Origin of the sequence: Pseudoalteromonas sp. SG41-1 (assembly GCF_014164575.1) — a bacterium.
Taxonomy (GTDB): domain Bacteria; phylum Pseudomonadota; class Gammaproteobacteria; order Enterobacterales; family Alteromonadaceae; genus Pseudoalteromonas; species Pseudoalteromonas rhizosphaerae.
This window is the reverse complement of the sequence record NZ_JACJFL010000002.1, coordinates 232079-256771: the sequence shown is the minus strand read 5'-3', so window position 1 is coordinate 256771 and position 24693 is coordinate 232079. Positions and strand designations below refer to the sequence as shown.

Sequence of the window (24693 nt, the reverse complement as noted above, 5' to 3'; positions counted from 1 at the left end):
AGAGCACTTTATTAATGATGGCAATAACACGACTATTCAAATGTAAGTTCATAAAATTAAAACGCACGCTACATACACATAAAAAAGCCACTATCGAAACAGTGGCTTGGTGAGAGTCGAACGCTTATTTACATTTACTTTGGTTCTCGTAAATGGAAAATTTGGCACTTGTTACCTAAATCAGGTTGTTGTGCAAAATTAGTTTTATCTGCAAGGCCACAATCACTTAAACCCAGTGCTTGCTTTGTATAACGGTTGATCAACATCACCCCGCCACCTTCAACAGGGGTTATACGCCATTGTGCTGTTTTAGTTTCGCACGAAGCCATTTCAACGTTAGCGCCAGGCACTAAAGCATTGTTTGCCACAGCAGCGCAATAATCGCTATCTAGGTCTTGTTTTAGAGCAACGTAGCCTGTGTCTGTTGGCGCAAAGAACCATTGCTGGGCATCGCTGTGAGTAAACGCTTGTTGCTCAACATTAGTACCCGCTTTAACAGCTCCTGCAACGCTCAATGCTTTACCACTTTGTTGGCTCATTACCGCGACACTACCTACAGGCTGTAACTGCCAATCAGCACATGCAGTATCTTTACCTTGTTGTAAAACCGCTTGATTTTGCGCGGCTGAACACCCTGCTACGGCTAATGGTTTTTCAGTGTAACGGTTAGTAATAGTGACATTACCATCAGTGCTTGGTGCTACTTTCCATTGCTGACAGAAGTTATTACGCCACGCTGCAGATTGTATTTTCGCATTATCAGCATCACTGCAATTAGCCAGCTCTAAAAACTTACTGTCTTCACGGTTCGCTAAACGTACAAAACCATCAGTAGTGGCATCAATCACCCATTGCCCATTAGTGCTTGCACATTGACGTTGCACAGCACGCGCATCTTGAGGATCGGCTGCAATGTCTAAGCATAAACCACTGGTCGCATTAACTAAGTTATAACGCTGACCTTGCACACGAGTTACAAGCGGGCCGTATTCACCTGATGGTGGAGCCACTTCAACACCCGGTGTTACTGGTTTTGCAAAGTTTGGTGTGCCATTATCATGCCAAGTAAATTTTTGCGCACGCAAAGAACGTGTGGCACTACAACCGTGTTCTACTGAGTCATTGCCGTGGTATACCAGCCAATCTTCACTGCCATCTGGCGAAGTGAAGAAACCATTGTGACCAGGGCCAAATACTTCATCAGTACGTTCAAATACAGGTTGATCAAACTTCTTCCAGCTGTTTGCATCTAGCGGATCATCACCCACCAACTCTAACATACCTAACTTATAATCTGGCGTGTTACAAAAGCTTGCGGAGTAAGTCATAAACGTGCGACCGTTATGCTGTAAAATCTCAGCACCTTCGGTTACTTTACGTCCGCTGATCTCCCAATCAAGTTCAGGGCGTGTGATCACAGTGTGCGGTGAATTCTTTTTCAGCGTCCACGGGTTTTCCATTTCAGCAATAATGTTTAACTGTTGATCGCCCTGCCACTGGGAATAAATAACATAGAGTTTGTCTTTATAGCTTAAATAGTTACCATCGATATTCCATACATCAGGCATGAGTGCGCCTTTGTATTCATACGGACCCATTGGGTCGTCACCGGCACTTTCTAATACATTAAGATGTTGGTTATCTAAAGTACCATCAGTCCCTGCTGTATACATCATGTACCAACGGTAGCCGTCAGGGCCTTTAACACGATGAAATTCAAACGCCCAAAAGTTACAACAACGCGCAGGATCGGTCGCTGACCATACATTTACTGGGGTTGCATCGGCAAGTCCTGCTAAAGTAGGTGATTTACGCATCACCAATTCAGATGTCCATGTTGTCGTCGTTAGGTAATAGTTACCATCCCAGTACTCAAGCCATGGATCGGCACCATTAGGAAATAATGGATTAGTGAATACGCCATCATCTTGCGTGGGTGCTTTTGCGCTCGCGATTGGTGCTGCATCTTGTGTTTGTTGTGTGTCTGCGCGGGTTGTAGATTCACACCCTGTAAGTGAGCTTAATGACAAAGCGAATAAACCTACAAGGCCTGTTGCTTTAGCAGTACGCTTTAATTTAGTGCGCAAGTGATGTTGTGCATTCATTGTTGTTATCACCCTTAGTTTTTATTATCCACTCATATTGAGCGGTGATTTGAATTGAAAGCTTTGCTTTATTTTTAGATTACTGCAGTTGTCCGATGCAGTTAGGGCAGTATAAAAACTGCCCCACACGCGTATTGAGCGTGGTTATTTAGTACCAAACTCATACACGATACGTGTTGAGTAAACATCACCTGGCAACAGTGTTGTAGTTGGGAATGTAGGCTGATTAGGCGCATCAGGAAAGTGCTGTGGCTCTAGGCAAAAACCACTTCTTAATTTATGTACTAAACCAGAGGCTTGCTTACTGCTACCATCTAAAAAGTTACCTGAGTAAAACTGTACCGCAGGCTCTTCGGTATACACAGTTAGGGTTCGACCTGAGCTTGGCTCATAGACGTTAGCAGCTTCAATTAAATCATGATTAGGCTTGTTTTTCAGTACAAAGTTATGATCGTAACCTTTGCCAAGCTTGAGCTGCTCATCATCGACATTAATTTCTTTACCAATTGCTTTTGGATTTCTAAAATCAAACGGTGTACCCGCCACTTGCATTAACTCACCCGTTGGGATCAAACCGCCATCCACAGGGGTGATTGCGTTTGAGTTGATTTGCATTTGATGATCGAGAATATCGCCCTTACCCGCTAAGTTAAAATAGCTGTGCTGGGTCATATTGATGATGGTTGGCTTATTTGTTTTTGCCACAAATTGCATATCTAGAGTATTTTTGTTGGTCAGTGTGTAGGTAACTTGTGTTGTCAGCTCTCCAGGATAACCTTGATCGCCATCAGGGCTCACTAAACTAAGTGTAACACCCGCACTGTTTTCTGTACTAAATGGAGCCATGGTCCAGACTTTTTTATCGAAGCCCTGCACACCACCGTGTAAATGGTTAGCACCATCGTTAGTTGCTAGCTGATAGTCTGTGCCGTTTAAGCTAAATTTACCATTAGCAATACGGTTACCAAATCTGCCAATGATCGCGCCAAAGTAAGTGGTTGCATTAGTGTAATCTTCTAAATTATCCATACCTAAAACAATATTACCCATGTTGCCATTGCTGTCTGGCGTTTCGATACGGGTAATAATGCCGCCATAATTGATCACATCAACGCTCACGCCATTACTATTGGTTAGGGTAACTTGGTTGATCGGAGTTTGGTCTGCCAGCTTGCCATAAGCGTGCAGTAATGCAGAAGGTGAATTGGTCATATTGTCTCCTTGGTGAGCACACGCGGGGGTTAAAGCAATCCCAAAGGACACTGCTATTGCAAAGATACCGCGAGATAATTTTTTAATCGATGTTGACGACTGATGAACCGCTGTTAGGCGCTGAGTTACACATTGCAATGACATGACAATAACCTTATTATAATTGTATTTATACTTTTATAATACAATAAAGTGATCGATTGCAAATTTATTCGCCTAACTTTTTAGTTGTATTTTGCCGTCTTTGACTAAAATGCAGTCCATACCACCAGCCTGAGCTGCTTGATAGCCTATTTGCGTGTCTTCAAACACCACACAATTTTGTGGTTGAATGTTTATTTGTTTGGCTACGCTTAAAAAAGTTTCTGGGTGTGGTTTACCGTGGCGAACATCACTGGCAGTAACTAATGCGTCTATTTTATCGATTAACCCGGTATGAGTTAAATGATCAATGGCATGCTCGCGGTCTGCACCAGTACCTACACCAATTGGCATTTTGCCATGGTAATAATTTAATATATCGACTGTCTCAGTAATGATTTCTGGTTGCTGGTTTAAACCTAACCAAAATTGGTGTTTTTGCTGCGCAATTTCATCCGCATTATGGCTAAGGCCAAATTTTTCATTGAGTATATCAACGGTTGCAAGCGTTGGCACGCCACCTAAACCATACATGTAGTCGTAGTCATACGGATAGCCAAAAGCTTGGCAGGTCAGCTCCCACGCTTGCAAATGTGCGCCCATCGAATCGATTAGCGTACCATCCATATCAAAAATAATGCCTTGGTATTTTGTTAGACTTAGCATTGTTACTCCTAAAATTAAAAGCCCACAATAGCATAAGCCAGCGCTAGGCTGGCTTATGAAAACAACATATTATTGTCTACTTGCGCTATAAAATTATAAGCCGCGCTTTAGCATGTAATACGCTGCATTATGGCGTAGTTCTGTTTTGAAACCACGGATGTTGGTATCAGCATCGATGATCATGGTTTCAACGCCAGCCATTTCAGCAAAATCAACAATCATATCTGTAGTTACCGCTTGGCTGTATGCAGTGTGGTGTGCACCACCAGCATGGATCCACGCAGCAGACGCTACTGAAAGGTTTGGCTTTGGTTCCCACAATGCTGACGCCACTGGTAAGTGTGGTAATTCAGCCGGTGGTGTTACCGTGTCTACTTCGTTAATTAAGATGCGGAAACGGTTACCCATATCAATTGGTGAAACGTTAATTGCCGCACCAGCTTTAGCAGTAAACAATAAACGACCCACATCACATTTCACACCAATGGTGTGCGTGTGAACTTCAAGGCGTGGTTTTTGCGCTGCAATTGATGGACACACTTCTAACATGTGAGCACCCAATACTTGGTCAGTATCACCCATGTTATAGGTGTAGTCTTCCATGAATGAACAACCGCCTTCACGGCCTTCACCCATTACTTTCATGATGCGAACCATAGCAGCTGTTTTCCAGTCGCCCTCGCCACCATAGCCGTAACCTTTCGCCATTAAGCGCTGCGTTGCAAGGCCCGGTAAACCTGATAAACCTGATAAATCTTCAAAACAGTTAGTGAATGCTTTAAAGCCACCTTTTTCTAAAAAGCGCTCCATACCAAGCTCTAAACGTGCTTCGTTGCGTAGCATCGATACTTTGTAATCATCTTGCAGCGTTTCATCGCTAATCACATAGTCAGTTTTGTATACTTCAAGCTGTGCATCTACTTCGGCATCAGTGACGGTATCAACAACTTTAACTAGCTCCGCTACGCCAAAGGCATGTACTTCATAACCAAACGTGATTTGTGCTGATACTTTGTTACCTTCAGTAACCGCAACTTGACGCATGTTATCGCCAAAACGTGCCACTTTAAGTGTTTGGCTTTCAGCCCAACCTTTAGCAGCGCGACACCAATCATCAATTTGCTTTTGTACGTCAGCGCGTTGCCAATGACCTGCAACCACTTTACGCTCTTTACGCATCACTGTGCCGATAAAACCAAATTCACGGTCACCGTGGGCACTTTGGTGGGTATTCATGTAGTTCATATCAATATCAGCCCACGGTAGCGCGGCATTGAATTGCGTATGAAGGTGTAACCATGGTTTACGTAACTCGTTTAATCCAGCAATCCACATTTTCGCAGGTGAGAACGTATGCATCCATAATACTAAACCCACACAGTTAGGATCGGTGTTGGCTGCTTGGCACACGGCATGAATTTCTTCAGGCGTTTTCACCGTTGGCTTACACACTAAGTTAACTGGTAAATTAGCTTCGCTATTTAAACCAGCCACAATTGCAGCGCTATTATCTGCAACGGTATTTAACACTTTTGGGCCATATAAATGTTGTGACCCAGTTACAAACCAAACTTCTTTCATTGACGACGGCATATATAAATTCCTCTTGTACTTGTTAGCCACGGTTACTTTGGCCGTAGTAGGCATCTTTACCGTGTTTTCTTAAATAATGTTTATCCATCACAGACTTCTTAAGTGCACCGGCATTTTGATCTAAGGTGCGAGTTAAGTAAGCCATGCGAGCAATTTCTTCTAGTAGTGCAGCGTGATACACAGACTGCGCAGCATCTTTACCCCAAGTAAACGGTGCATGTCCTGCCACAATCACCATAGGTGCCGCTTTCGGATCACGGTCTTTATAAGCATCGGTAATTTGAATACCGGTCTCAAGCTCATAATCACCATTTACTTGCGCATCAGTAAGCTCGCGGGTGCAGGTAATGTCACCGTGCACATAATCAGCGTGTGTAGTACCAAAACAAGGAATGCTCTGCTTTGCTTGTGCCCATGCAGTGGCATACGTTGAATGAGTATGCGTTACGCCACCGATCTCATTAAAATGACGATACAAATGAATATGGGTTTTGGTATCCGAAGACGGGCGCATGCTGCCCTCAACAATGTTGTTTTCTAAATCAACAATCACCATGTCTTCTGCTTTCATTTGGTCATACGATACACCACTTGGTTTAATCGCAATCACGCCTTTGTCGCGGTCGATTTGCGATACATTACCAAAGGTATAAATCACCAAACCACGACGTTGTAATTCCATATTTGCTTCGAATACTTCGCGCTTTAATTCTGTGTAGCTCATGCTTTTGCTCCATCAACATACTGTGCTAACGCTTGATAGTTAGCATAGAGTTCGTTATAAACCGCAACCCGCTCTGGGTTAGGTAAATACTGATGACATACAGCAGAAGCCATAACTTGCTGAGCATCCGCCACTGTTGCAAATTCACCCGCTGCCACAGCAGCCATAATTGCAGCACCAAGCGCACAGCTTTGCTCGCTTTCAAGTACGTCAATTGGGCAATTCCATACATCAGCACAGGTTTGCATTACGTAATCTGATTTTTTTGAAATGCCGCCAATTACCACTACTGAATCAATCGGTACGCCTTCATTTTGAAAGCGTTCAGTGATCGCACGAGCGCCAAAGGCCGTCGCCTCAACTAATGCTTTAAAGAACTGCGGCGCGTCAGTGCCCATTTTCATGCCCGTCATGGCCATTGCTACGCTTTGATCTGCATCAGGTGTGCGACGACCGTTGACCCAGTCAAGTGCTGTTACATCAGTATTTTTAACCGGTAACGCACTGGCAGCTTTTGATAAATCAACTAAAATTGAGTCTTCAATTTTATTGATCAAGCTTTGTTCAACGTCGTTTAAATTTGCTAACTGGCGAGTTGGCCACAGCATTAGGTTTTTAAACCATGCGTATAAATCGCCAAACGCAGATTGCCCCGCTTCAAGGCCAATCATACCTGGGATCACTGAGCCATCTACTTGACCACAGATACCTTTAACACAGGTATCGCCAAGTTGCTGTTTTGAAGTAACAGTAATATCACAAGTTGAAGTACCCATTACTTTAGTTAAAACACCTGGACGCACATTGGCAGCAACTGCCCCCATGTGACAGTCAAACGCACCGTAACCTACAACTACATTCTGTGATAAACCAAGTTTATCAGCCCATTGCGCTGTTAATTTACCAGCGACTTGGTCACTTGGTTGGGTTGCTGCATTAAGCGTATCAACCACACCATCTAATAATGGGTCAATATTGCTGAAGAAACTATTCGGTGGGAAACCACCCCATTGCTCATTCCACATTTGTTTGTGGCCCGTTGCACAGCGTCCCAGTGTTAATACTTCTGGGTGAGTGGTGCCACACATCAATGCCGTCATCCAATCACAATGCTCAACCCACGAGTAAGTTGCCGCTTTTACAGCCGCATCATCTCTAAAAATATGTAATGCTTTAGCCCAGTACCATTCTGATGAATAGATGCCGCCCATGTGTGAAAGATAATTAACCTCGTTATTGGTCGCGGCTTTGGTGATCTCATTCGCTTCTTTAATCGACGTATGGTCTTTCCAAAGAATGAACATCGCATTAGGGTTTTCAGCAAATTCTTCAGTCAGCGCTAAAGGCGTACCTTGGTTATTAATCGCCACTGGCGTTGAGCCTGTGGTATCAAAGCTCATACCTATTACTTTATCCGCAGTTCCCGCAGGTACTTGTTGCCATAGACCATTGACGACCTCAATCAAGCTGTCGATGTAGTCTTGTGGATGCTGGCGAAATTGATCTTTACTTGGATCGCAATATAAACCTTGCGCCCAACGCGGATAATTCACTAAATGGCTAGCCAGCTCTTTACCTGTGGTTACATCAACAAGCAGTGCTCTTACTGAATCAGAGCCATAATCTAAGCCCAATGTATAACGAGACATAAATACCTTTCACTAATTGGATACTAACAATGTTAGTCATTACTGTTATTTGTATGATAATATCAATAATGACGGGTTGTAAAGGTATTATAAAAATATTATTAACAGATTTATTCTGAAATATTCGTGACACCTGTGCCCTTTAAACTAATGTTTTGCACTTATAAAGGGCTTAAACCATGTCATAAGCAATGCTAAAAGCCGTTAATTTATTTTGTATGATGAAAATAGGATGTCTATGTCTAGCCAATTAGAACAATTAAAAACCATGACCACTGTGGTTGCTGATACCGGTGATTTTGAAGCGATCGATCAATATAAGCCGCAAGATGCCACAACCAATCCATCGTTATTGCTCAATGCGATTAAAATTGAAAAATACCGCCCACTGGCTGTTAAAGCCGTTGCTTGGGCTAAGCAACAAACAAGTGACAATGCACAGGTGATCAGCAAAGCTGCTGACAAACTGTCGGTACTAATTGGTGCAAATTTAATGGCTCAAGTGCCAGGATTAGTGTCTACCGAAGTGGATGCGCGCTTATCGTTTGACACTCAAGCAACTATTGATAAAGCCCTTGAGCTTGTTGCCCTGTATAAAGAGCAAGATATTGATACCTCGCGCGTACTGATCAAAGTGGCGTCTACATGGGAAGGTATTCAAGCAGCAAAAGTACTAGAGCAACAAGGTATTCGCTGTAACCTAACGTTGGTGTTTGCATTTGCTCAAGCTCGTGCGTGTGCTGAAGCAGGTGCTTATTTAATCTCTCCTTTTGTTGGTCGTATTCTTGATTGGTATAAAGCAAACCAAACTGCTAGCGATTTTAGCGGCGCTAATGATCCAGGCGTACAGTCTGTTGCACATATTTATAACTTCTTCAAAAAGCACGATTATAAAACCATCGTTATGGGTGCAAGCTTTAGAAACATCAACGAAATTCAGTTGCTAGCAGGTTGTGATAGATTAACTATCAGCCCAGGGCTGCTATCAGAACTTGCCGCAACAGATGCCCCATTAGCGCGTCAACTAGCTCCTACCACTGAAACAGTTGCCCCGCCAACGCCTATGACTGAGCAAGCATTTCGCTGGGAAATGAATCAAGATGCCATGGCTACAGAAAAACTAAGCCAAGGTATTCGCCAATTTGCAATTGACCAAGAAAAACTAGAAGCCATTCTAGCTGAGCTGATCTAAGCTTCAGTCGTTATATAAAATCAATTCTGCAAATAAAAAAGCCCGCTGATTTAATTAAATCAGCGGGCTTTTTGTTCAGGTAAATTTTTAACCCAAGTTCAAAACAATTAAGCATCTAGTAACGCATTAGCCTTAGCAACTAGGTTACTCACAGTAAAGCCAAAGTATTCAAGTAGAACTGGTCCTGGCGCTGACTCACCAAAGGTAGTCATACCTAGTACATCGCCATCTTGGCCAACATATTTATACCAAAAATCGCTATGCGCAGCTTCTACCGCAATTTTAGCAATACCAACAGGTAATACACTCTGGCGATAGGCTTTATCTTGCAAGTCAAACTGATTGGTACATGGCATAGATACAACACGAACCTGTTTACCCTGTGCGGTTAGAGCAGCTGCTGCATTTACCGCTAACTCAACTTCAGAACCAGTAGCAATAATGATCAGCTCAGGTGTGTGCTCGCTATCAACTAAGATATAGCCACCTTTAGCAACATTCGCTAGTTGCTCTTTAGTGCGCGGCATTGCTTTAGTGCCTTGGCGGCTAAAGATCAATGCACTTGGGCCAGCTTCTTTGATTAAAGCCTGACTCCATGCAACCGCTGTTTCAACTTCATCACATGGGCGCCAAGTCGACATATTTGGCGTCATACGCAAATTAGCAATTTGTTCAATTGGCTGATGGGTCGGGCCATCTTCACCTTGACCAATTGAATCATGGGTGTACACAAAAATGCTTTGCGCTTTCATTAACGCCGCCATACGCACAGCATTACGCGCGTATTCCATAAACATTAAGAAAGTTGCACCAAATGGGATAAAGCCGCCATGCAGCGCAATACCATTCATTATCGCACTCATGCCAAACTCGCGTACGCCATAAAATACATAGTTACCGGCAGCATCATCTTGCAAACCTTTCGCGTCAGGCCATAAAGTTAAGTTTGAACCAGCTAAATCAGCTGAGCCGCCCATTAATTCAGGTAACTGCTTGGCAAAAAAGGTGATCGCATTTTGTGATGATTTACGCGTTGCGATGTTTTGCATCTCATCTTGGCACTTGGCAATGTACTGATCGGCAAGCTCGGCAAAGTTGCTCGGTAATGATTTAGTCGTTACACGGCGGTTAAACTCTTTACTTAGCTCTGGGTGCGCTTTGCTATAAGCGGCAAAGGTTTGTTGCCATGCGCTTTCTAAATCGTGACCTTTGGCACGGCTATTCCACTCATTGTATACATCTTGAGGAATTTCAAATGCTGGATGTGGCCAATTTAGTTGCTCACGAACCGCAGCGATTTCATCGTTACCCAGTGGTGAACCGTGACAATCATGACTACCCGATTTATTGGGCGAACCAAAACCAATCACCGTTTTACAACAGATCAGCGTTGGCTGATCTGGGTTAGCTTGCGCAGCTTCAATAGCACTGGCAATCGCGGCCATATCGTGACCATCAACGCCACTAATAACCTGCCAACCGTATGATTCAAAGCGTTTTGGGGTATCGTCAGTAAACCAGCCTTCTACTTCGCCATCAATTGAGATGCCATTGTCATCCCAAAAAGCGATTAGTTTGCCTAACTTTAAAGTACCCGCTAATGAACATGCTTCATGAGAGATACCTTCCATCAAACAACCATCACCTAAAAAGCAGTAAGTGAAGTGATCTACAATATCAAAGTGTGGTTTATTAAATTGTCCAGCTAAGGTTTTTTCAGCAATTGCCATACCAACAGCATTGGCAATACCAGCACCAAGTGGCCCTGTAGTTGTTTCAACCCCAGGTGTATAACCATACTCTGGGTGACCCGGCGTTTTAGAATGCAGTTGGCGAAACTGTTTAATGTCTTCAATACTGACATCATAACCACTTAAATGTAGTAATGCGTACTGCAACATAGAGCCATGGCCGTTTGACAACACAAAACGGTCGCGGTTAGGCCAATCAGGATTTAATGGATTGTGGCGGTGAAAGTTTTGCCAAAGAACAGCAGCAATATCGGCCATCCCCATTGGTGCACCTGGGTGACCTGAATTAGCTTTTTGAACGGCATCGACAGCAAGCATGCGAATTGCATTTGCAGATTGAGAACTGGGAAGAGTCATCTGTTACTATTTCCTGTTAATATTATATTATAAATAATATCTCAAAATGTAATATAAATAGCAATCAGAAATCGCCCGAACTCGCTAAAAACAGTTCTTCAGCGCATACAAATGCAGCTCTGCAAATCATTTTCCTAGAACTTAACGATTTTTTGCACAAAAAACAGACAATTAGGGTAAATGAGAAACCATGAAATAATTTGTAGCTCATGCTTAGCACGTTAAGCATATCGTCGCCGTAACATCAGTGGTGTGGCTTGTAGAAGAGCGCTTTAGCGCCGAATAGTGATCAAAAAAATCGTTTCACTGCCTCGCCACCTAAGCTGCCTGTGTCGTAGGCGCTAAGCTTGCTGGCGCACAAATATACAACACCATTTTCAATATTATCCACCGTAGGCGCTAAGCTTGCTGGGGCACAAATATACAACACTATTTTCAATATTATCCACCATAGGCGCTAAGCTTGCTGGCGCGACAATACACAATACTTCAAATTAACATCGGCGTTTGAATCCGTCCATGGAGCTTGGTCACATCGGTCATTGCCTAAATGGATTTAGGTACTTAGATTTTGTCGGGAACAAAAATCTGCCATGACCTCACTGCTTCGCGCTGCACTCTTTATTCGGTAAGTCGTTTCGGTCACTCATCACCTAAGCTGCCTGTGCAGCAGTGAACTATTGTTAAATTAACATCGGCGTTTGAATCCATCCATGGAGCTTGGTTACATCGGTCATCCATGACCTCACTTCCTCAGGCTGCGAAACTCCGTTTCGGTCCCTCGTCACCTAAGCTGCCTGTGCGGCAGTAAACAATCTAAATGGTAAAACTTCTTTTTAGTTAATTTTCTAAGCTGCCTGTCCGGCAGTAAACTATAGAATATCAGCATAAAAATAAGTTACAACAAGCCATTAGGTTAAATATTACTATTTTACCTTATCAAAAACGACATGTTATAACCCATTGTTTTTATAGAAAATTTTAAAGAGAAAAAATAAAGGGTTAAAACCAAGGTATCGTGGCAACTTTACTTAATCCATAAGAATCAAACTTACCATCAATAAGTTTATCTTTTAAATCACTAAACGCGAAGAATTTGCGATGCACTTGTTCTGTTGAACCGCTGAACAAATCTAGATAAGGATTATCAGCAGCACCAAGTACATATTTACATTGTTTGAAAAAATCTGCACTTTGTTTTGAGCTAAACATGGCGCGGGCTCTATCCTTACATGAAGGTGAGTTTAACTATGTAAGGTATTCACCTTGATCTTGCTAATCTTAAATTAACTGAGAGGCTCACAAACAGACTTCCTTTGCTGCCTAAACGATTTGCTTTAGATCAAAAATTAAACATGCTTTCTGTGTGCATCTTCAAAAAACATGACCATAATATTGCTATCGTAATTAACTTACCGACATACTTTGTCACGATTTTTCACTAGCTGGGCTTACAGCTCAATGGTAATGTAGGGTTAGTAACGTTTATAACGTATATAAATTAAATAAATATGTGACACGCCATATTGGCCACTATTAAAGGAGAGTATCTATGGACCCGATAACGCAAGTTCTCAACATGTTATTCACTGTTGAGGCGTTTTTACTCATTTTTGTGCTAGTACTGCTAAAAAGCAGTGTTAAATTTGTGCCGCAAAACCGTGCGTGGCTCATTGAACGTTTTGGTAAGTATCAATCAACTAAAGAAGCAGGCCTAAACTTTATTGTGCCGTTTGTTGATCGTATTGCCGCTGATCGTAGCTTAAAAGAGCAAGCTCAAGATGTGCCGTCGCAATCTGCTATTACCAAAGATAATATTTCATTGATTGTTGATGGTGTATTGTATTTCCGTGTTATGGACCCATACAAAGCCACTTATGGCGTTGATGATTATGTGTTTGCCGTTACGCAATTATCGCAAACAACGATGCGTTCAGAGCTTGGTAAAATGGAGCTGGATAAAACCTTTGAAGAACGTGATGTACTAAATACTAATATTGTTGCGGCAATTAACCAAGCCGCAGATCCTTGGGGTATTCAAGTATTACGTTATGAAATTAAAGATATTGTGCCACCGCAATCAGTAATGGAAGCGATGGAAGCCCAAATGAAAGCGGAACGTGTTAAACGTGCACAAATTTTAGAATCAGAAGGTGATCGTCAAGCTAATATCAATGTCGCTGAAGGTAAAAAACAAGCGCAGGTACTAGCCGCTGAGGCAGAAAAAGCCGAGCAAATCCTGCGTGCTGAAGGTGAAGCTAAAGCCATTATTGCGGTAGCCGAAGCACAAGCTGATGCACTACGTAAAGTAGGTGAAGCAGCTGATACTGAGCAAGGTCAAAAAGCCATTCAATTAGACCTCGCCTCAAAAGCAATTGCCGCGAAACAAGCCATTGCTAAGGAATCGTCAGTTGTTTTATTACCCGATAATGGCACCGATGCCAGCTCTATGGTAGCGCAAGCGATGTCGATTATTAATACCTTAAATACCAAACAAAAAGGTTAAGCTGTAAAGGAGCAAACTATGGAGTTCATTACCAATAATTTAGCCCAAACACTGATGATCTTAGGTGTACTGGCACTGATAATTGAAGTGGCAGTGCTTGGAATGTCGACCTTTATATTGTTGTTTTTGGGTATATCATTATTTGCAACTGGATTAATGATGAACTTCGCGCTGTTAGAAGACTCATTAACCACCGCACTTTGGAGTAACACCTTGATCACCGCCGCATGCGCTGTTTTACTATGGAAACCGCTAAAACGCATGCAAGATAATGTTGATAATAAAGAAGTGAAAAGTGACTTTGCAGAGCTTGATTTTGTGCTCACTAGCGATGTTGATGAGTTAGGTGTTAGTACCTACTCGTATTCCGGAGTGAGCTGGAAACTAAAAAGCCAGCAACCACTAAGTGCTGGCACCCATGTAAAAGTGGTAAAAAAAGAAGTCGGTGTTATGTGGGTTGCAGCAATTTAACCTAGATGTGGGTATAACACTCTGAATATGCTGTATGATTTTACCATAAAGCCAGCCAAGTAGTTTTTTATCGAATTACTTGGCTTTTTTGTAACAAAAAATATTCGCTAAACCCGCACAACTCTTAGCTAAAACGCAATAAATAAAATATAAAACCACGCAATTGTTAACTGATGATGATTTAATTAGCCTTTAAATGTTAAAACAATTAAAGGCTGCAAATAGACGTATATTTAACTACTAGATTTGGACTTGTGTCTCGCTATAAAACTCGCTAGTTTAACCAATCAGATAATAATAAAAACAAAAGTAACTGTATGATCAGGGTCGAAAATCTTTGCCGTACTTATGGTGCAGGCGAAACGCAAGTCATTGCATTAAGTAATGTTTCATTACATATTAAAGAAGGTGAGTTTGTCGCCGTGATGGGCGCTTCCGGTTCAGGGAAGTCGACTTTAATGAATATCCTTGGGTGTCTCGATACACCAACCTCAGGCAGTTATTTGCTCTCTGGTGAAAGTATTAAAGAAATAGATGACGAAAGTTTGTCAGCTATCCGCAATAAAAAAATTGGCTTTATATTTCAAACCTTTCACTTATTAACTCGCCTTAGTGCTCAAGAAAATGTGGCTTTGCCACTGCGTTATACTGACACCCCAAAACAGCAAGCCAGTGAGCGCGCTATGGCGATGCTGGATAAGGTTGGCTTACAAAATCGCGCACACCATAAACCATTTGAAATGTCCGGTGGTCAGCGGCAACGAGTTGCTATTGCCAGAGCACTAGTAAATGAGCCAAAAGTCATTTTTGCTGATGAACCAACGGGTAACCTCGATAGTAAAACGTCTCATGAAATTATGCAGTTGCTTTGCTCACTCCACCAACAAGGACATACTTTGGTCATGGTAACCCATGAAGAAGATATTGCTGCTTATGCTAAGCGAATTATTCGGATGAAAGATGGCATAGTCATAGAGGATAGCGGATGTTAAAAAGTCAATGTTTCAAAGCCTGTTTAGGATTATTACTTTACAGCTTAGCTTTCTCAAGCAATGCGCAAAGTTTGTTACTCAGCGGTGAGCTAAAAGCCAGCGATAAGCAAATTTTTTATGCTCCAAAATCAGACAATTGGCGAGTACAAGTGCAATGGATGATGAAAGAAGGCGAAATAGCGCAACAAGATGATGTTGTTGTGGTGTTTGATAGCGGCTCAATTGCCACTGAAATTGAACAAGATGAAGTAAGTTTGGAGGCCGCCGAAGAAGAGCTGCTTAGGATCACCACTAGCAATCAAGAAAAACAAATAGAAGCTGAGTTTAACTTTAAGCGCACTGAGCTTTTACTAGCGCGTGCCCGTATTGATGCTGCTGTTCCACACGCTAACTTAAGTACCTATGATTATCAAAAAAATCAGCTCGAACTTGAAAAAGCCATGATCAATAAACAAAAATCATCCGAAGAACTCAGCCAAGTTAAAACTGAAAATACCGTTGCGCGCAATAAGCAGCTACTGACTATTGAACAACTAAAAACAGACCTTGCATACAATAAAACGCAACTGGCAAGTATGAGCATTAAGGCACAGCGTACAGGGCCCGTTTTATATGCAAACCACCCGTGGAATGGCGAAAAAGCATTTGTTGGTATGACAGCCCAACCAGGCTGGAAAATTGTCGAAATACCGGCCATGAGTGAACTCTACATTGAAGCCTGGGTACACGAAATTGATTATCAACATTTACAACTTGGCCAACAAGCGCAATTGTTATTTGACGCCTATTTACAACAGCCGCTCAATGCGACTTTAAGCGAAATTTCAACTCAGCCAGAAGAACGCCTTCAGTGGGGCAAAGATGCCTACTTTAGAACTCGCTTTAACTTTAACGCTCAGAATTTAAAACTGTTACCGGGCATGAGTGCAAAATTAACAATCGGAGAAGACTCTGATGAATCATAACGTTTTATGCATAATATTGAGTATGTTGCTATTAACTGCATGTAATGACGATGAGCAACAACATTATCTAGTGAAAAAGAGTGATATTGCTATCACGGTTAATGCCAATGGCGAACTGGAGTCATCAACCAGTGCGATCATTGCCCCGCCGTCAGTTGCCCGTATGTGGCAATACCAAATTAAGACTATGCTAGCGGAGAACACCCAAGTTAAAAAAGGCCAAGTGGTGGTATCGTTTGACGACAAACAAGTTCGCGATAAGCTAATCGACAAACAATCTTCATTAGAGCGAGCAAAAAAACAACTCGAAAATGCGCAAAATAAAGAGCTTATCAAAGAGCAAGAACTGACCCTCAGCGTAGCCGAAATGAAAATGAACTACGATAAAGCTAAACGTAAAGCAGAGATTGTTGATCAATCTCGCTCTGAAGTTGAACGTAAAAAGTCACAAATTGATTTTACTATTGCAAACAACGATCTAACGCTTGCTAAAAGTAAGCAAACGTTTCAGCAACAGAGCAAAGAACTAAACTTAAAAATGGTGCAGAGTAAAGTTGCACGGCTGCAAAGTGAGGTAGACGGGTATTTACAAGATATTGAACGCCTTAAGGTAAAAGCCCCAATTGATGGGCTGGTAATTTATAAAACCAATTATGAAGGTGAAAAGTCATCCATTGGTGAAAGTGTGCAATTTGGTCAGCCTGTTATTGAGCTTGCTGTACTTAAAAATATGCAAGTAAAAGCACAAATCGATGAACCCGACAGCGGTAAAATTGCCCCAGGGCAAACCGTTAAAATAACCATTGATGGCAGTAGCGAACTAGTTGTGTCAGGGAAAATAAAGAGTTTGGGTCGTGTATTTAGAGAAAAGTCATATCAAGATAAGCGTCGGATTGTGGATGCCATTGTTAGTATTGATAATATTGACACCAGTGTTATTCGCCCAGGACTTACTGCGCGCTTAGAGATCACCACCGCTCGCCTACCTCAAGTATTAAGTATTCCTTTAACCAGTTTGCAATATGATCAACAAGGTCCCTATGTTGCAACCACTGAAAATAACAAACAATTTATAGAGATAAGTCACTTTACCGATAATCTCGCCGTAGTTAAAAGCGGCCTACAACTAGGCGACGAGGTAAAATTATGAAAACGAGCTTTGCACTTAGCTTAATCGTTACGGCTTTATTTATCAGCGGTTGTTCAGAAGAACATGAAATTCAAAACGCGCTCACTTATACGGTTAGTGAACACAGTTTTAAAACTGAGGTTGAAGCCAAAGGGCATTTGATCGCAGCAAATGAAACCCTGATTGTTGCGCCAGCATCAAGCCGTGGGCCACAAACTTTAGCATGGTTAATGCCAGAATATAGCCAAGTTAAAAAAGGTCAGGTCATTGCTCGTTTTGATGGCGAACAAATGCGTCGGCAAAGCCAAAAAAACACTAATCAAGCGGCTTTAGCAGCGCAAGATTTAGCACAAAAATCAGGAGAAATAGATAAAGATAAGACTATTTTAGAGCACGATATTGTATTGGTTAATGAAGAAAAGCAATTTGCCGAAGATTACTCAATTGAAGATGAACGCATTCGCTCTAAATTAGATATTTTAGAGTCACAACAAAATGTTGAGTTTTTAAATGCAAAACATAACTACTACGACTGGCAAACTGGCCGTTTTGAGCAAAGTGCCACCGGAGAGTTGATGTTATTAAAAATGAAAGAAGACCAATACAAACAAAAATTAGCAACGTTGAACACTAACCTATCATTGCTTGAGATCATCGCCCCTCACGATGGCTTATTAACCCATAGTACTAATTGGCGCGGCGAAAAACCGCGAGCGGGTGAATCCTTATGGCCTGGTCAAAAAATAGCAGCACTGCCTGATGTTAGCCAAATGCAGTTGATGTTATATGTGTCTGAACGTGAAGCAATCGATTTATCCGTAGGTCAGTCACTTACATTCAAACTTATTGCATTGCCTGAGCAGCAATTTAGCGGCGAGTTAATCGCGGTATCGCCGTTTCCTAAATCAATAAAACGCGGCGATCCACAAAAATTTTACGAGCTAAAAGCAACGATAAATCAGCAAAATAACGCTTTACGCCCGGGTTTAAAACTCAATGCGACTATTTTAGTGACACCGCAAAGTGAGCGTTTAGTGGTACCCAAACAAAGTGTTTTTACCGAACAAAATGCGCATTATGTTTATGTTGAAGAAGCTGGCGAATTTGTCAAAAAGACCGTTTTATTAGGCAAACATAACCTTAGTCATGTAGAGATCCTCGCAGGTTTAGCTGCTAATGATGTGATCTCACTCATTGATATAAAGGACATCTGATGAAATATTTAACTTTATTTATCGACACCGCCTTAGAGCTTGCACAGCATAAGTTACGTACTTTACTGACTTTATTAGGGATGATATTTGGTGTCGGTGCCGTCATTGCTATGCTCAATATTGGTGAAGGTGCTGAACGTGAAGCCATGAAAATGATTGACTCTATGGGGTTATATAATTTGATTGTTAATGGCAAAGAGTTCGATGAAAAAGAACTCAAAGAGCAACGTAAGCACTCGGCCGGTTTAAGCCTGCGTGATGCCCAAGTTGCCCACGACTCGCTGCCTTTTGTTACCGATTTTGCCGCACAAAAAACCATCGAGACGTATCATATTTTTAGCCAATACAATAACAGCGACGCCAATGCCGTAGGTGTAAGCGCTAATTATTTTCAGCTGTCACATTTTCAACTATTTGCTGGGCGTATATTAAATAAAAACGATCAACAACGGTTTGCTCAAGTGGCAATGCTTGGCGCAAATACTGCCAAGCAACTATTTCCGTTAGGTGACGCACTCGGTCAACAAATAAAAATTAACCACTTATGGTTTAAAGTAGTCGGTATTTTACAAGCGCCTTATTTAAAGAAAAAAGAATTTCAAGGAGTCAAACTTGGTAACGAACAAAACCAAGTATTTATTCCACTTAGTACTGCATTACACCGCTTTGAAAGTGGCTTACTTGATAGTGAAGTCAGCAGCTTAAAACTAGCCATTGATAAATCGGTTGATCCAATTGTTGCCGCACAAGCACTGGAACATTTACTGCAAAATCGCCACAGTGATATTGATGATTTTGAATTAGTGATTCCTGCCGCGTTATTAGCCCAGCAAAAACAAACCCAGCAAATATTTAATATTGTGATGTCCTGCGTGGCAGGCATTTCACTCTTGGTTGGCGGTATCGGTATTATGAATATCATGTTGGCGACGGTGCTTGAACGCACTAAAGAAATTGGCTTACTGCGTGCTATTGGTGCAACACAAAAAGACATTCGGATACAATTTATTGCCGAGAGCTTTACCATTTCTATTTTAGGTGGCTTACTGGGTGTGGTATTTGGTATTGGCTTGTCTGAAATTATCTCTATGTATTCGCAGTGGGCGGTATCGTGGTCAATGACCGCCATCGTGCTATCGTTTAGTATTTGTGCGTTAGTCGGCCTTATTTTTGGTGTATACCCCGCGATCAAAGCGTCACAGCTTGATCCTATTGAAGCACTGCAAAGTGATTAACTCGAATGTTAGTAGTTAAAGGAGAAAATTTGGTGAGCAACAACAAACACACCCTTGTTGTAGAAGGTGGTGCAATGCGCGGCATATTTGCCACCGGCGTACTTGATGCGTTCTTAGGGGCACAATACCAACCATTTAATCGCTGCTTTGGTGTTTCTGCTGGGGCAACGAATATTGCGGCTTATTTATGCCAACAAGCTAAACGTAATCATAAAGTGATCACTGATTATTCATGCCGACCCGAGTTTATAAATTTAGCGCGCTTTATCCGTGGTGGGCATTTATTTGACTTAGATTGGTTATGGCAAACCACCATGGCTGATATTCGTTTAGATCTTGGCACATTTGCAACACAGAACTGTGAATTTTATATTGTCGCTACCGATATAGACACAGCATCAGCGCAGTATTTAAAAGCGACAGCAGAGCAAATGGAGCAGCAGTTAAAAGCCTCCTGTGCGATTCCTATTGCTTATCGAGATTACCCAGTCATAGATGGTATTGCCATGACCGATGGCGGTGTGGCTGATTCAATTCCGATCCGAAAAGCCTATCAAATGGGGGCTGAAGAAATCACGGTAGTTTTATCACAACCACTTGGATATCGTAAAAAAACCAGTAAGGCCCCATGGTTTACACGCCGCATTTATAAAAACCACCCGGCACTTGCCAGTGCATCTTTAGCTCGTGCTGATAACTATAATGCCAGTATTGCGTTTATTCATAATCCACCTGCAGACTGTAAAATAAATATCATCGCACCACCTGCTGACTTTAACGTTGGCCGCACCACTAAAAACTATCAAAAGCTCAGCGATGGTTACCAAATGGGGATTGTAGCTGCACAGCAACATTTGCAAAGCATACAGCTATAGAACAATGATTTTATTTATAAAAAAGTGTGTGGCAGCTTATTGTTTTTGCTGATGTTGTCACAAAACTGCGCGAACCAAACCTTGTGAAAACGAATAAATTTAGACTGTACCTTGTCATTCGTACTCTATTAATAACAAGGTACAATCATTACAGTGTTATATTTTAAACTCATTTACTTGTTGTTGTAACATACTTGCGAGTAACGCCAACTCCTGTGATGCTTGTGCGTTTTGCTGTGAACTTTCACTCACTGATGCAATACTAGAACTAAACTCGTTGATGTTACTACTTAATTCATTGGCCACCATTTTTTGCTCTTCAGTGGCTGTTGACACTTGCGTGTTCATATCGGCAATTTCGGTTACCTCTTGATTTATTTCAGTTAAAACTTGTGATGAATATTCTGCATGATCAACACTTTCTTGTGCACTACTTTCAGCGTTGCCCATAGCAACAACAGCTTGTTGAGCCATACCTTGTAGCTTGCTGATCATTTCATTAATGCTCGCTGTGGCTTTTTGGGTATTATGAGCAAGCTGCCTTACTTCATCGGCAACAACAGCAAAACCACGACCAGAATCCCCTGCTCTTGCGGCTTCAATCGCAGCATTTAAAGCTAGTAAGTTAGTTTGCTCTGCAACGCCTTGGATCATCATTACAACCTGATTTATATCATTTGTTTGTGTATTAAGATCGTTTATTAATTGTGTATTTGTATTTACTAACTTAGATAACGTTTGGATTGAGCTAATATTATCAGCAACGGCTTGCTGCCCTTGTTGTGCTTTACTATCTGCATTAGTGGCTTTTTCTGATGTGGCCATCGCATTTTGTGCCACTTGTTCAATCGCACTACTCATTTGCGTAATGGCTGTCGCAATCATTGTAGACTGTTGCTCTTGCTCTGTGGCTGTTGAGGCCACTTGCTCACTAATTGAGTTCATTTCTTCTGCCGCAGAAGATAAAGTTAACGTCGCCCCAGATACATCGGTTACTAAAGTATGTATACGTGACAACATATTATTAAAGTTTCGCGCAGTATCTGCAATTTCATCTTCACCAAGTACATTGGCTCGTATTCGCAAGTCAGCATTATTTGCAATTTGCGTAATGGTATCGCGCAGCGCCATCAATGGATTTTGAATTGAACGATAAATAAAATAAGCAATGGCTAACAACAAAAAAATCAACAGTGCTACTGATAATTTCATCACTAGACTTACTAACGCAAAGTTTTCGTCGGCTTGTTTTTTAAAGTGATTCGCTTCATTTAATTGCAGCTCTATTAAAGCTTGATAGCTCGCACTTAACGGATCGAATACATCATATAGATCAGTAACAAACTGCTGTTGAGAGAGTGACTGGAAATCCCCATTGCGTATTTTATTCAACAAATTTTTGAGGTGCGCTTGAACTGGCTTAAGTTTTTGTTCAACAGTATTTACTAAGCTTTTTTCTTCACTGGTTAAGTCTGTACTAAGGTAAGTATTCCATTCTTTATCGGCTGTATTTTGAGACTGCTGTACTGCCGCTAATAAATCATTTTGGCTTATAGTCCCAGCTCTAAATTTATGAAGTAAATCAACAATATTAACTGCGTAGTTATCTGACACTGTTTTTATCTGTTTCAATGGTACGACACGGTTTTCATATAAACTGTCAATTCCTTTGACTAACCCTCCCATAGTACTAATTGAATATATGGCAGTAATCGTAAATATTACAACAGGTAAAAGCGCTAATACAATTAAACGGGAACGGACCAAATAATTATTTAACATAGTATTCCAAAGCTACATCTTTAATATTTACAAGTATAATACGTAATTCAAAAGCCTCTACGTTTTTATAATATTTTTTTGCAACAATAAGGTATTATAATTTTGCTATACTAGAGTCATAAAATTTTAAGTTATAGCTCAATGATGAAATTGTATAATTTTGGCGTGCTCTGGTTATTGTTATTGCCTTTGGCGTTTACTAGCTTTGTACACGCAAATGAAGCAATCGTTAATCTTCATTTAGCCAGCCCCAGCAACACCGATACCCCTCGTAATCACTATATTCATGCGCTGTTAACGCTCGCCTTTGCTGAGCAAGGAAAACAGGTTGATTTTATATACTCCATTAGACCAATGAATAAAAAACGCGTGGTGGAAGAGTTGTCAAAAGCAAGCAGTATTAATTTAGCTTGGCTATCGCTCCCTGCTAATAGCTACCCAGATTTACATCATACCTCATTGTCAATTTACCAAGGTTTACACGGCAAGCGATTACTAATAATTAATAAAAATCAACAACCGCGCTTCGCTGAAATATCAACTTCAGCACAGCTTAAGCCTTTAATCGCATTACAAAAGCAAAGTTGGTCTGATTATGATGTACTTATCCGCAATGGCTTCACTGTTAATGGTGAGCTAGATTATAAAGGCATGACTAGAGCACTCGAGACAGGTTTGGCAGATTATTTTCCTCGCTCGGTATCAGCTATTGCCGCTGAGGTGACTAAACTGCAGCATCAAAACTTAATGATTGAACCAACGATCATGTTGCAATACCCGAGTCATTATTATTTTTACACTCATAAACAAAACGATGCTTTACTAATGGAGTTAGAGGCAGGGTTACTAAAACTTCAAAAAAACGGTAAGTTTGCGCAGCTTTATCAACAATTTTTTGGTGAAAAAGAACGAGATCTCGCATTATCATCGAGAAAAGTTTTTCACCTAAATTAGCGACACCATAGCTCACATTACTTATTGCGAGCTAACAATTAAGTCAGTTCACAATAGGGTCAAGCACCCTAATAAAGTAAATACTTAAATGAAGATTGAACTCGCCCAATCCAATTTTGTAAGCTAGCTTATAACTATAGATGAAGGAATCCGCTTGTTTTGCCCTATATACTGAATACTCTCATGGATAAGGTCTTATTATGATGCGTAAATTGTGGCAGGTAGTCGTTTATCTGATGATATTTTGTGTTGGCTTTGTTGCGGGGTTATACACACTGCCAATTTTAACGGCCCCACCATCCCCCAGCAAACTTGAGCTAGCCACACATGCTCAGCAAGCACTTTATAGTGGTGAATTCAAAGCTGATCTCGCAGGCTCCGATGCTTTGCATTATGGTAACGGCCAAGTCAGATTAACCAATGCAATGATCTCTTTTGATGGCACCTTGAGCCCAGGCCCAGATTACCAACTTTATTTAGCTAATCGCTTTATTGATAATGAAGCCGATTTTTTAGCCTATAAAGGCACAATGACAAGGGTTGCAAGCATAAATACATTCGATGGTTTTATAATTAAGGTGCCAGCCGATATTAATATTGCACGCTTTAACACTGTTATTGTGTGGTGTGAGAGTTTTGAACAATTTATAACCGCGGCTCAGTACCAATGAACAAGTACTGGGAAACAACTGCTTTAAAAGCAACAGAGAGTTGCGGCACAGACTATTTACCAGTTTACTTATTATAAAAACACTATCAGCCAACGACCTTAGCGGGTCGGTTCAAAACCATCATAGTGTGGGATATCAGCATTTATTTGCTCCCAATTCGCTTTTGAGCTAACAAAGTTATGGCTCATAGGACGCTCTGTAATATCGCTATCGAGTATACCCAGACGCAACCTTAGTCTGCTTATATCATCAAGGTTTTCACTGTAGATTGGGCTGCCACATGCACTACAAAAATAGCGGATACGCCCTAGTTTAAATTCAAAGCTGCTTAACCACTCATTGCCTTTGGTTACTTTAAAGTCAACACGAGAGATAAATCCATTGGTTGCAAATGCAGTACCACTGGCTTTACGACACAACGAGCAGTGGCAATGAATAATGCTCTGGATCGGGCCATCAATTTGCACTGTGACCTTGTTACACAAACAACTTCCTTGATACATGCTAAA

General features: G+C 41.4%; 21 protein-coding genes. 11 read left to right on the top strand and 10 right to left on the bottom strand.

Annotation, left to right across the window (positions count from 1 at the left end):
- Positions 1–134 precede the first annotated feature (134 nt).
- The 6 genes from H5203_RS02625 to H5203_RS02600 all read right to left on the bottom strand — a co-directional run bounded on the left by H5203_RS02625 (position 135) and on the right by H5203_RS02600 (position 8090).
- Positions 135–2105 (bottom strand): RICIN domain-containing protein, encoded by a 1971-nt coding sequence (locus tag H5203_RS02625; RefSeq protein ID WP_182819329.1) that lies wholly within the window; start codon positions 2103–2105, stop codon positions 135–137.
- 144 nt (positions 2106–2249) lie between these two features.
- Positions 2250–3317 carry an aldose epimerase family protein gene (locus tag H5203_RS02620; RefSeq protein WP_259401895.1) on the bottom strand — a complete coding sequence of 356 codons (1068 nt, stop codon included), beginning with the start codon at positions 3315–3317 and terminating at the stop codon, positions 2250–2252.
- A 216-nt stretch (positions 3318–3533) separates the two neighbouring features.
- Positions 3534–4124 (bottom strand): HAD family phosphatase, encoded by a 591-nt coding sequence (locus H5203_RS02615; protein ID WP_182819328.1) that lies wholly within the window; start codon positions 4122–4124, stop codon positions 3534–3536.
- A 93-nt stretch (positions 4125–4217) separates the two neighbouring features.
- Positions 4218–5717, bottom strand: a complete 1500-nt coding sequence (araA, locus tag H5203_RS02610; protein WP_064665184.1) for an L-arabinose isomerase — start codon at positions 5715–5717, stop codon at positions 4218–4220.
- A gap of 22 nt (positions 5718–5739) precedes the next feature.
- Positions 5740–6441 carry an L-ribulose-5-phosphate 4-epimerase gene (locus H5203_RS02605; RefSeq protein WP_182757395.1) on the bottom strand — a complete coding sequence of 234 codons (702 nt, stop codon included), beginning with the start codon at positions 6439–6441 and terminating at the stop codon, positions 5740–5742.
- Positions 6438–8090: a ribulokinase gene (locus H5203_RS02600; RefSeq protein WP_145234171.1), complete on the bottom strand. Its 1653-nt coding sequence runs from the start codon at positions 8088–8090 to the stop codon at positions 6438–6440. Before H5203_RS02600 ends, H5203_RS02605 begins: the two co-directional genes overlap by 4 nt.
- Before the next feature lie 238 nt (positions 8091–8328).
- On the opposite strand from H5203_RS02600, the gene tal reads away from it, so the two are divergent.
- Positions 8329–9282, top strand: coding sequence for a transaldolase (gene tal / locus H5203_RS02595; protein WP_182819327.1), 954 nt, complete (start codon positions 8329–8331; stop codon positions 9280–9282).
- Positions 9283–9389: 107 nt separating this feature from the next.
- On the opposite strand, the gene tkt is transcribed toward tal, so the two are convergent.
- On the bottom strand, positions 9390–11390 hold the full coding sequence (tkt, locus tag H5203_RS02590; RefSeq protein WP_182819326.1) for a transketolase: 2001 nt from the start codon (positions 11388–11390) through the stop codon (positions 9390–9392).
- Positions 11391–12392: 1002 nt separating this feature from the next.
- A complete protein-coding gene (gene cas6f, locus H5203_RS02585; protein ID WP_145234177.1) occupies positions 12393–12602 on the bottom strand; it encodes a type I-F CRISPR-associated endoribonuclease Cas6/Csy4 in 210 nt (69 codons plus the stop codon).
- 340 nt (positions 12603–12942) lie between these two features.
- On the opposite strand from cas6f, the gene H5203_RS02580 reads away from it, so the two are divergent.
- The 8 genes from H5203_RS02580 (at position 12943) to H5203_RS02545 (ending at position 20777) form a co-directional block, all read left to right on the top strand.
- The gene (locus tag H5203_RS02580) at positions 12943–13896 is read left to right on the top strand and encodes a slipin family protein (protein ID WP_145234179.1); all 954 of its coding nucleotides are present in this window, start codon (positions 12943–12945) and stop codon (positions 13894–13896) included.
- Between the two features lie 18 nt (positions 13897–13914).
- Positions 13915–14367, top strand: a complete 453-nt coding sequence (locus H5203_RS02575; RefSeq protein ID WP_145234181.1) for an NfeD family protein — start codon at positions 13915–13917, stop codon at positions 14365–14367.
- Positions 14368–14684: 317 nt separating this feature from the next.
- Positions 14685–15359, top strand: a complete 675-nt coding sequence (locus H5203_RS02570; protein ID WP_145234184.1) for an ABC transporter ATP-binding protein — start codon at positions 14685–14687, stop codon at positions 15357–15359.
- On the top strand, positions 15353–16324 hold the full coding sequence (locus H5203_RS02565; RefSeq protein ID WP_182819325.1) for an efflux RND transporter periplasmic adaptor subunit: 972 nt from the start codon (positions 15353–15355) through the stop codon (positions 16322–16324). Before H5203_RS02570 ends, H5203_RS02565 begins: the two co-directional genes overlap by 7 nt.
- Positions 16314–17474, top strand: coding sequence for an efflux RND transporter periplasmic adaptor subunit (locus H5203_RS02560; RefSeq protein ID WP_145234188.1), 1161 nt, complete (start codon positions 16314–16316; stop codon positions 17472–17474). Before H5203_RS02565 ends, H5203_RS02560 begins: the two co-directional genes overlap by 11 nt.
- A complete protein-coding gene (locus tag H5203_RS02555; protein WP_182819324.1) occupies positions 17471–18667 on the top strand; it encodes an efflux RND transporter periplasmic adaptor subunit in 1197 nt (398 codons plus the stop codon). Before H5203_RS02560 ends, H5203_RS02555 begins: the two co-directional genes overlap by 4 nt.
- Positions 18667–19902: an ABC transporter permease gene (locus H5203_RS02550; RefSeq protein WP_145234192.1), complete on the top strand. Its 1236-nt coding sequence runs from the start codon at positions 18667–18669 to the stop codon at positions 19900–19902. Before H5203_RS02555 ends, H5203_RS02550 begins: the two co-directional genes overlap by 1 nt.
- A gap of 29 nt (positions 19903–19931) precedes the next feature.
- Positions 19932–20777 (top strand): patatin family protein, encoded by an 846-nt coding sequence (locus tag H5203_RS02545; RefSeq protein WP_259399199.1) that lies wholly within the window; start codon positions 19932–19934, stop codon positions 20775–20777.
- A gap of 156 nt (positions 20778–20933) precedes the next feature.
- On the opposite strand, the gene H5203_RS02540 is transcribed toward H5203_RS02545, so the two are convergent.
- Positions 20934–22559 carry a methyl-accepting chemotaxis protein gene (locus H5203_RS02540; protein WP_145234197.1) on the bottom strand — a complete coding sequence of 542 codons (1626 nt, stop codon included), beginning with the start codon at positions 22557–22559 and terminating at the stop codon, positions 20934–20936.
- A gap of 141 nt (positions 22560–22700) precedes the next feature.
- Here H5203_RS02540 and H5203_RS02535 point away from each other — a divergent pair, with 141 nt between their 5' ends.
- Together H5203_RS02535 and H5203_RS02530 are read left to right on the top strand one after the other, a co-directional pair.
- The gene (locus tag H5203_RS02535; RefSeq protein ID WP_246175458.1) at positions 22701–23513 is read left to right on the top strand and encodes a transporter substrate-binding domain-containing protein; all 813 of its coding nucleotides are present in this window, start codon (positions 22701–22703) and stop codon (positions 23511–23513) included.
- A gap of 200 nt (positions 23514–23713) precedes the next feature.
- Positions 23714–24184: a DM13 domain-containing protein gene (locus tag H5203_RS02530; RefSeq protein ID WP_145234199.1), complete on the top strand. Its 471-nt coding sequence runs from the start codon at positions 23714–23716 to the stop codon at positions 24182–24184.
- 98 nt (positions 24185–24282) lie between these two features.
- On the opposite strand, the gene H5203_RS02525 is transcribed toward H5203_RS02530, so the two are convergent.
- On the bottom strand, positions 24283–24687 hold the full coding sequence (locus H5203_RS02525; protein WP_145234201.1) for a GFA family protein: 405 nt from the start codon (positions 24685–24687) through the stop codon (positions 24283–24285).
- Positions 24688–24693: the final 6 nt, after the last annotated feature.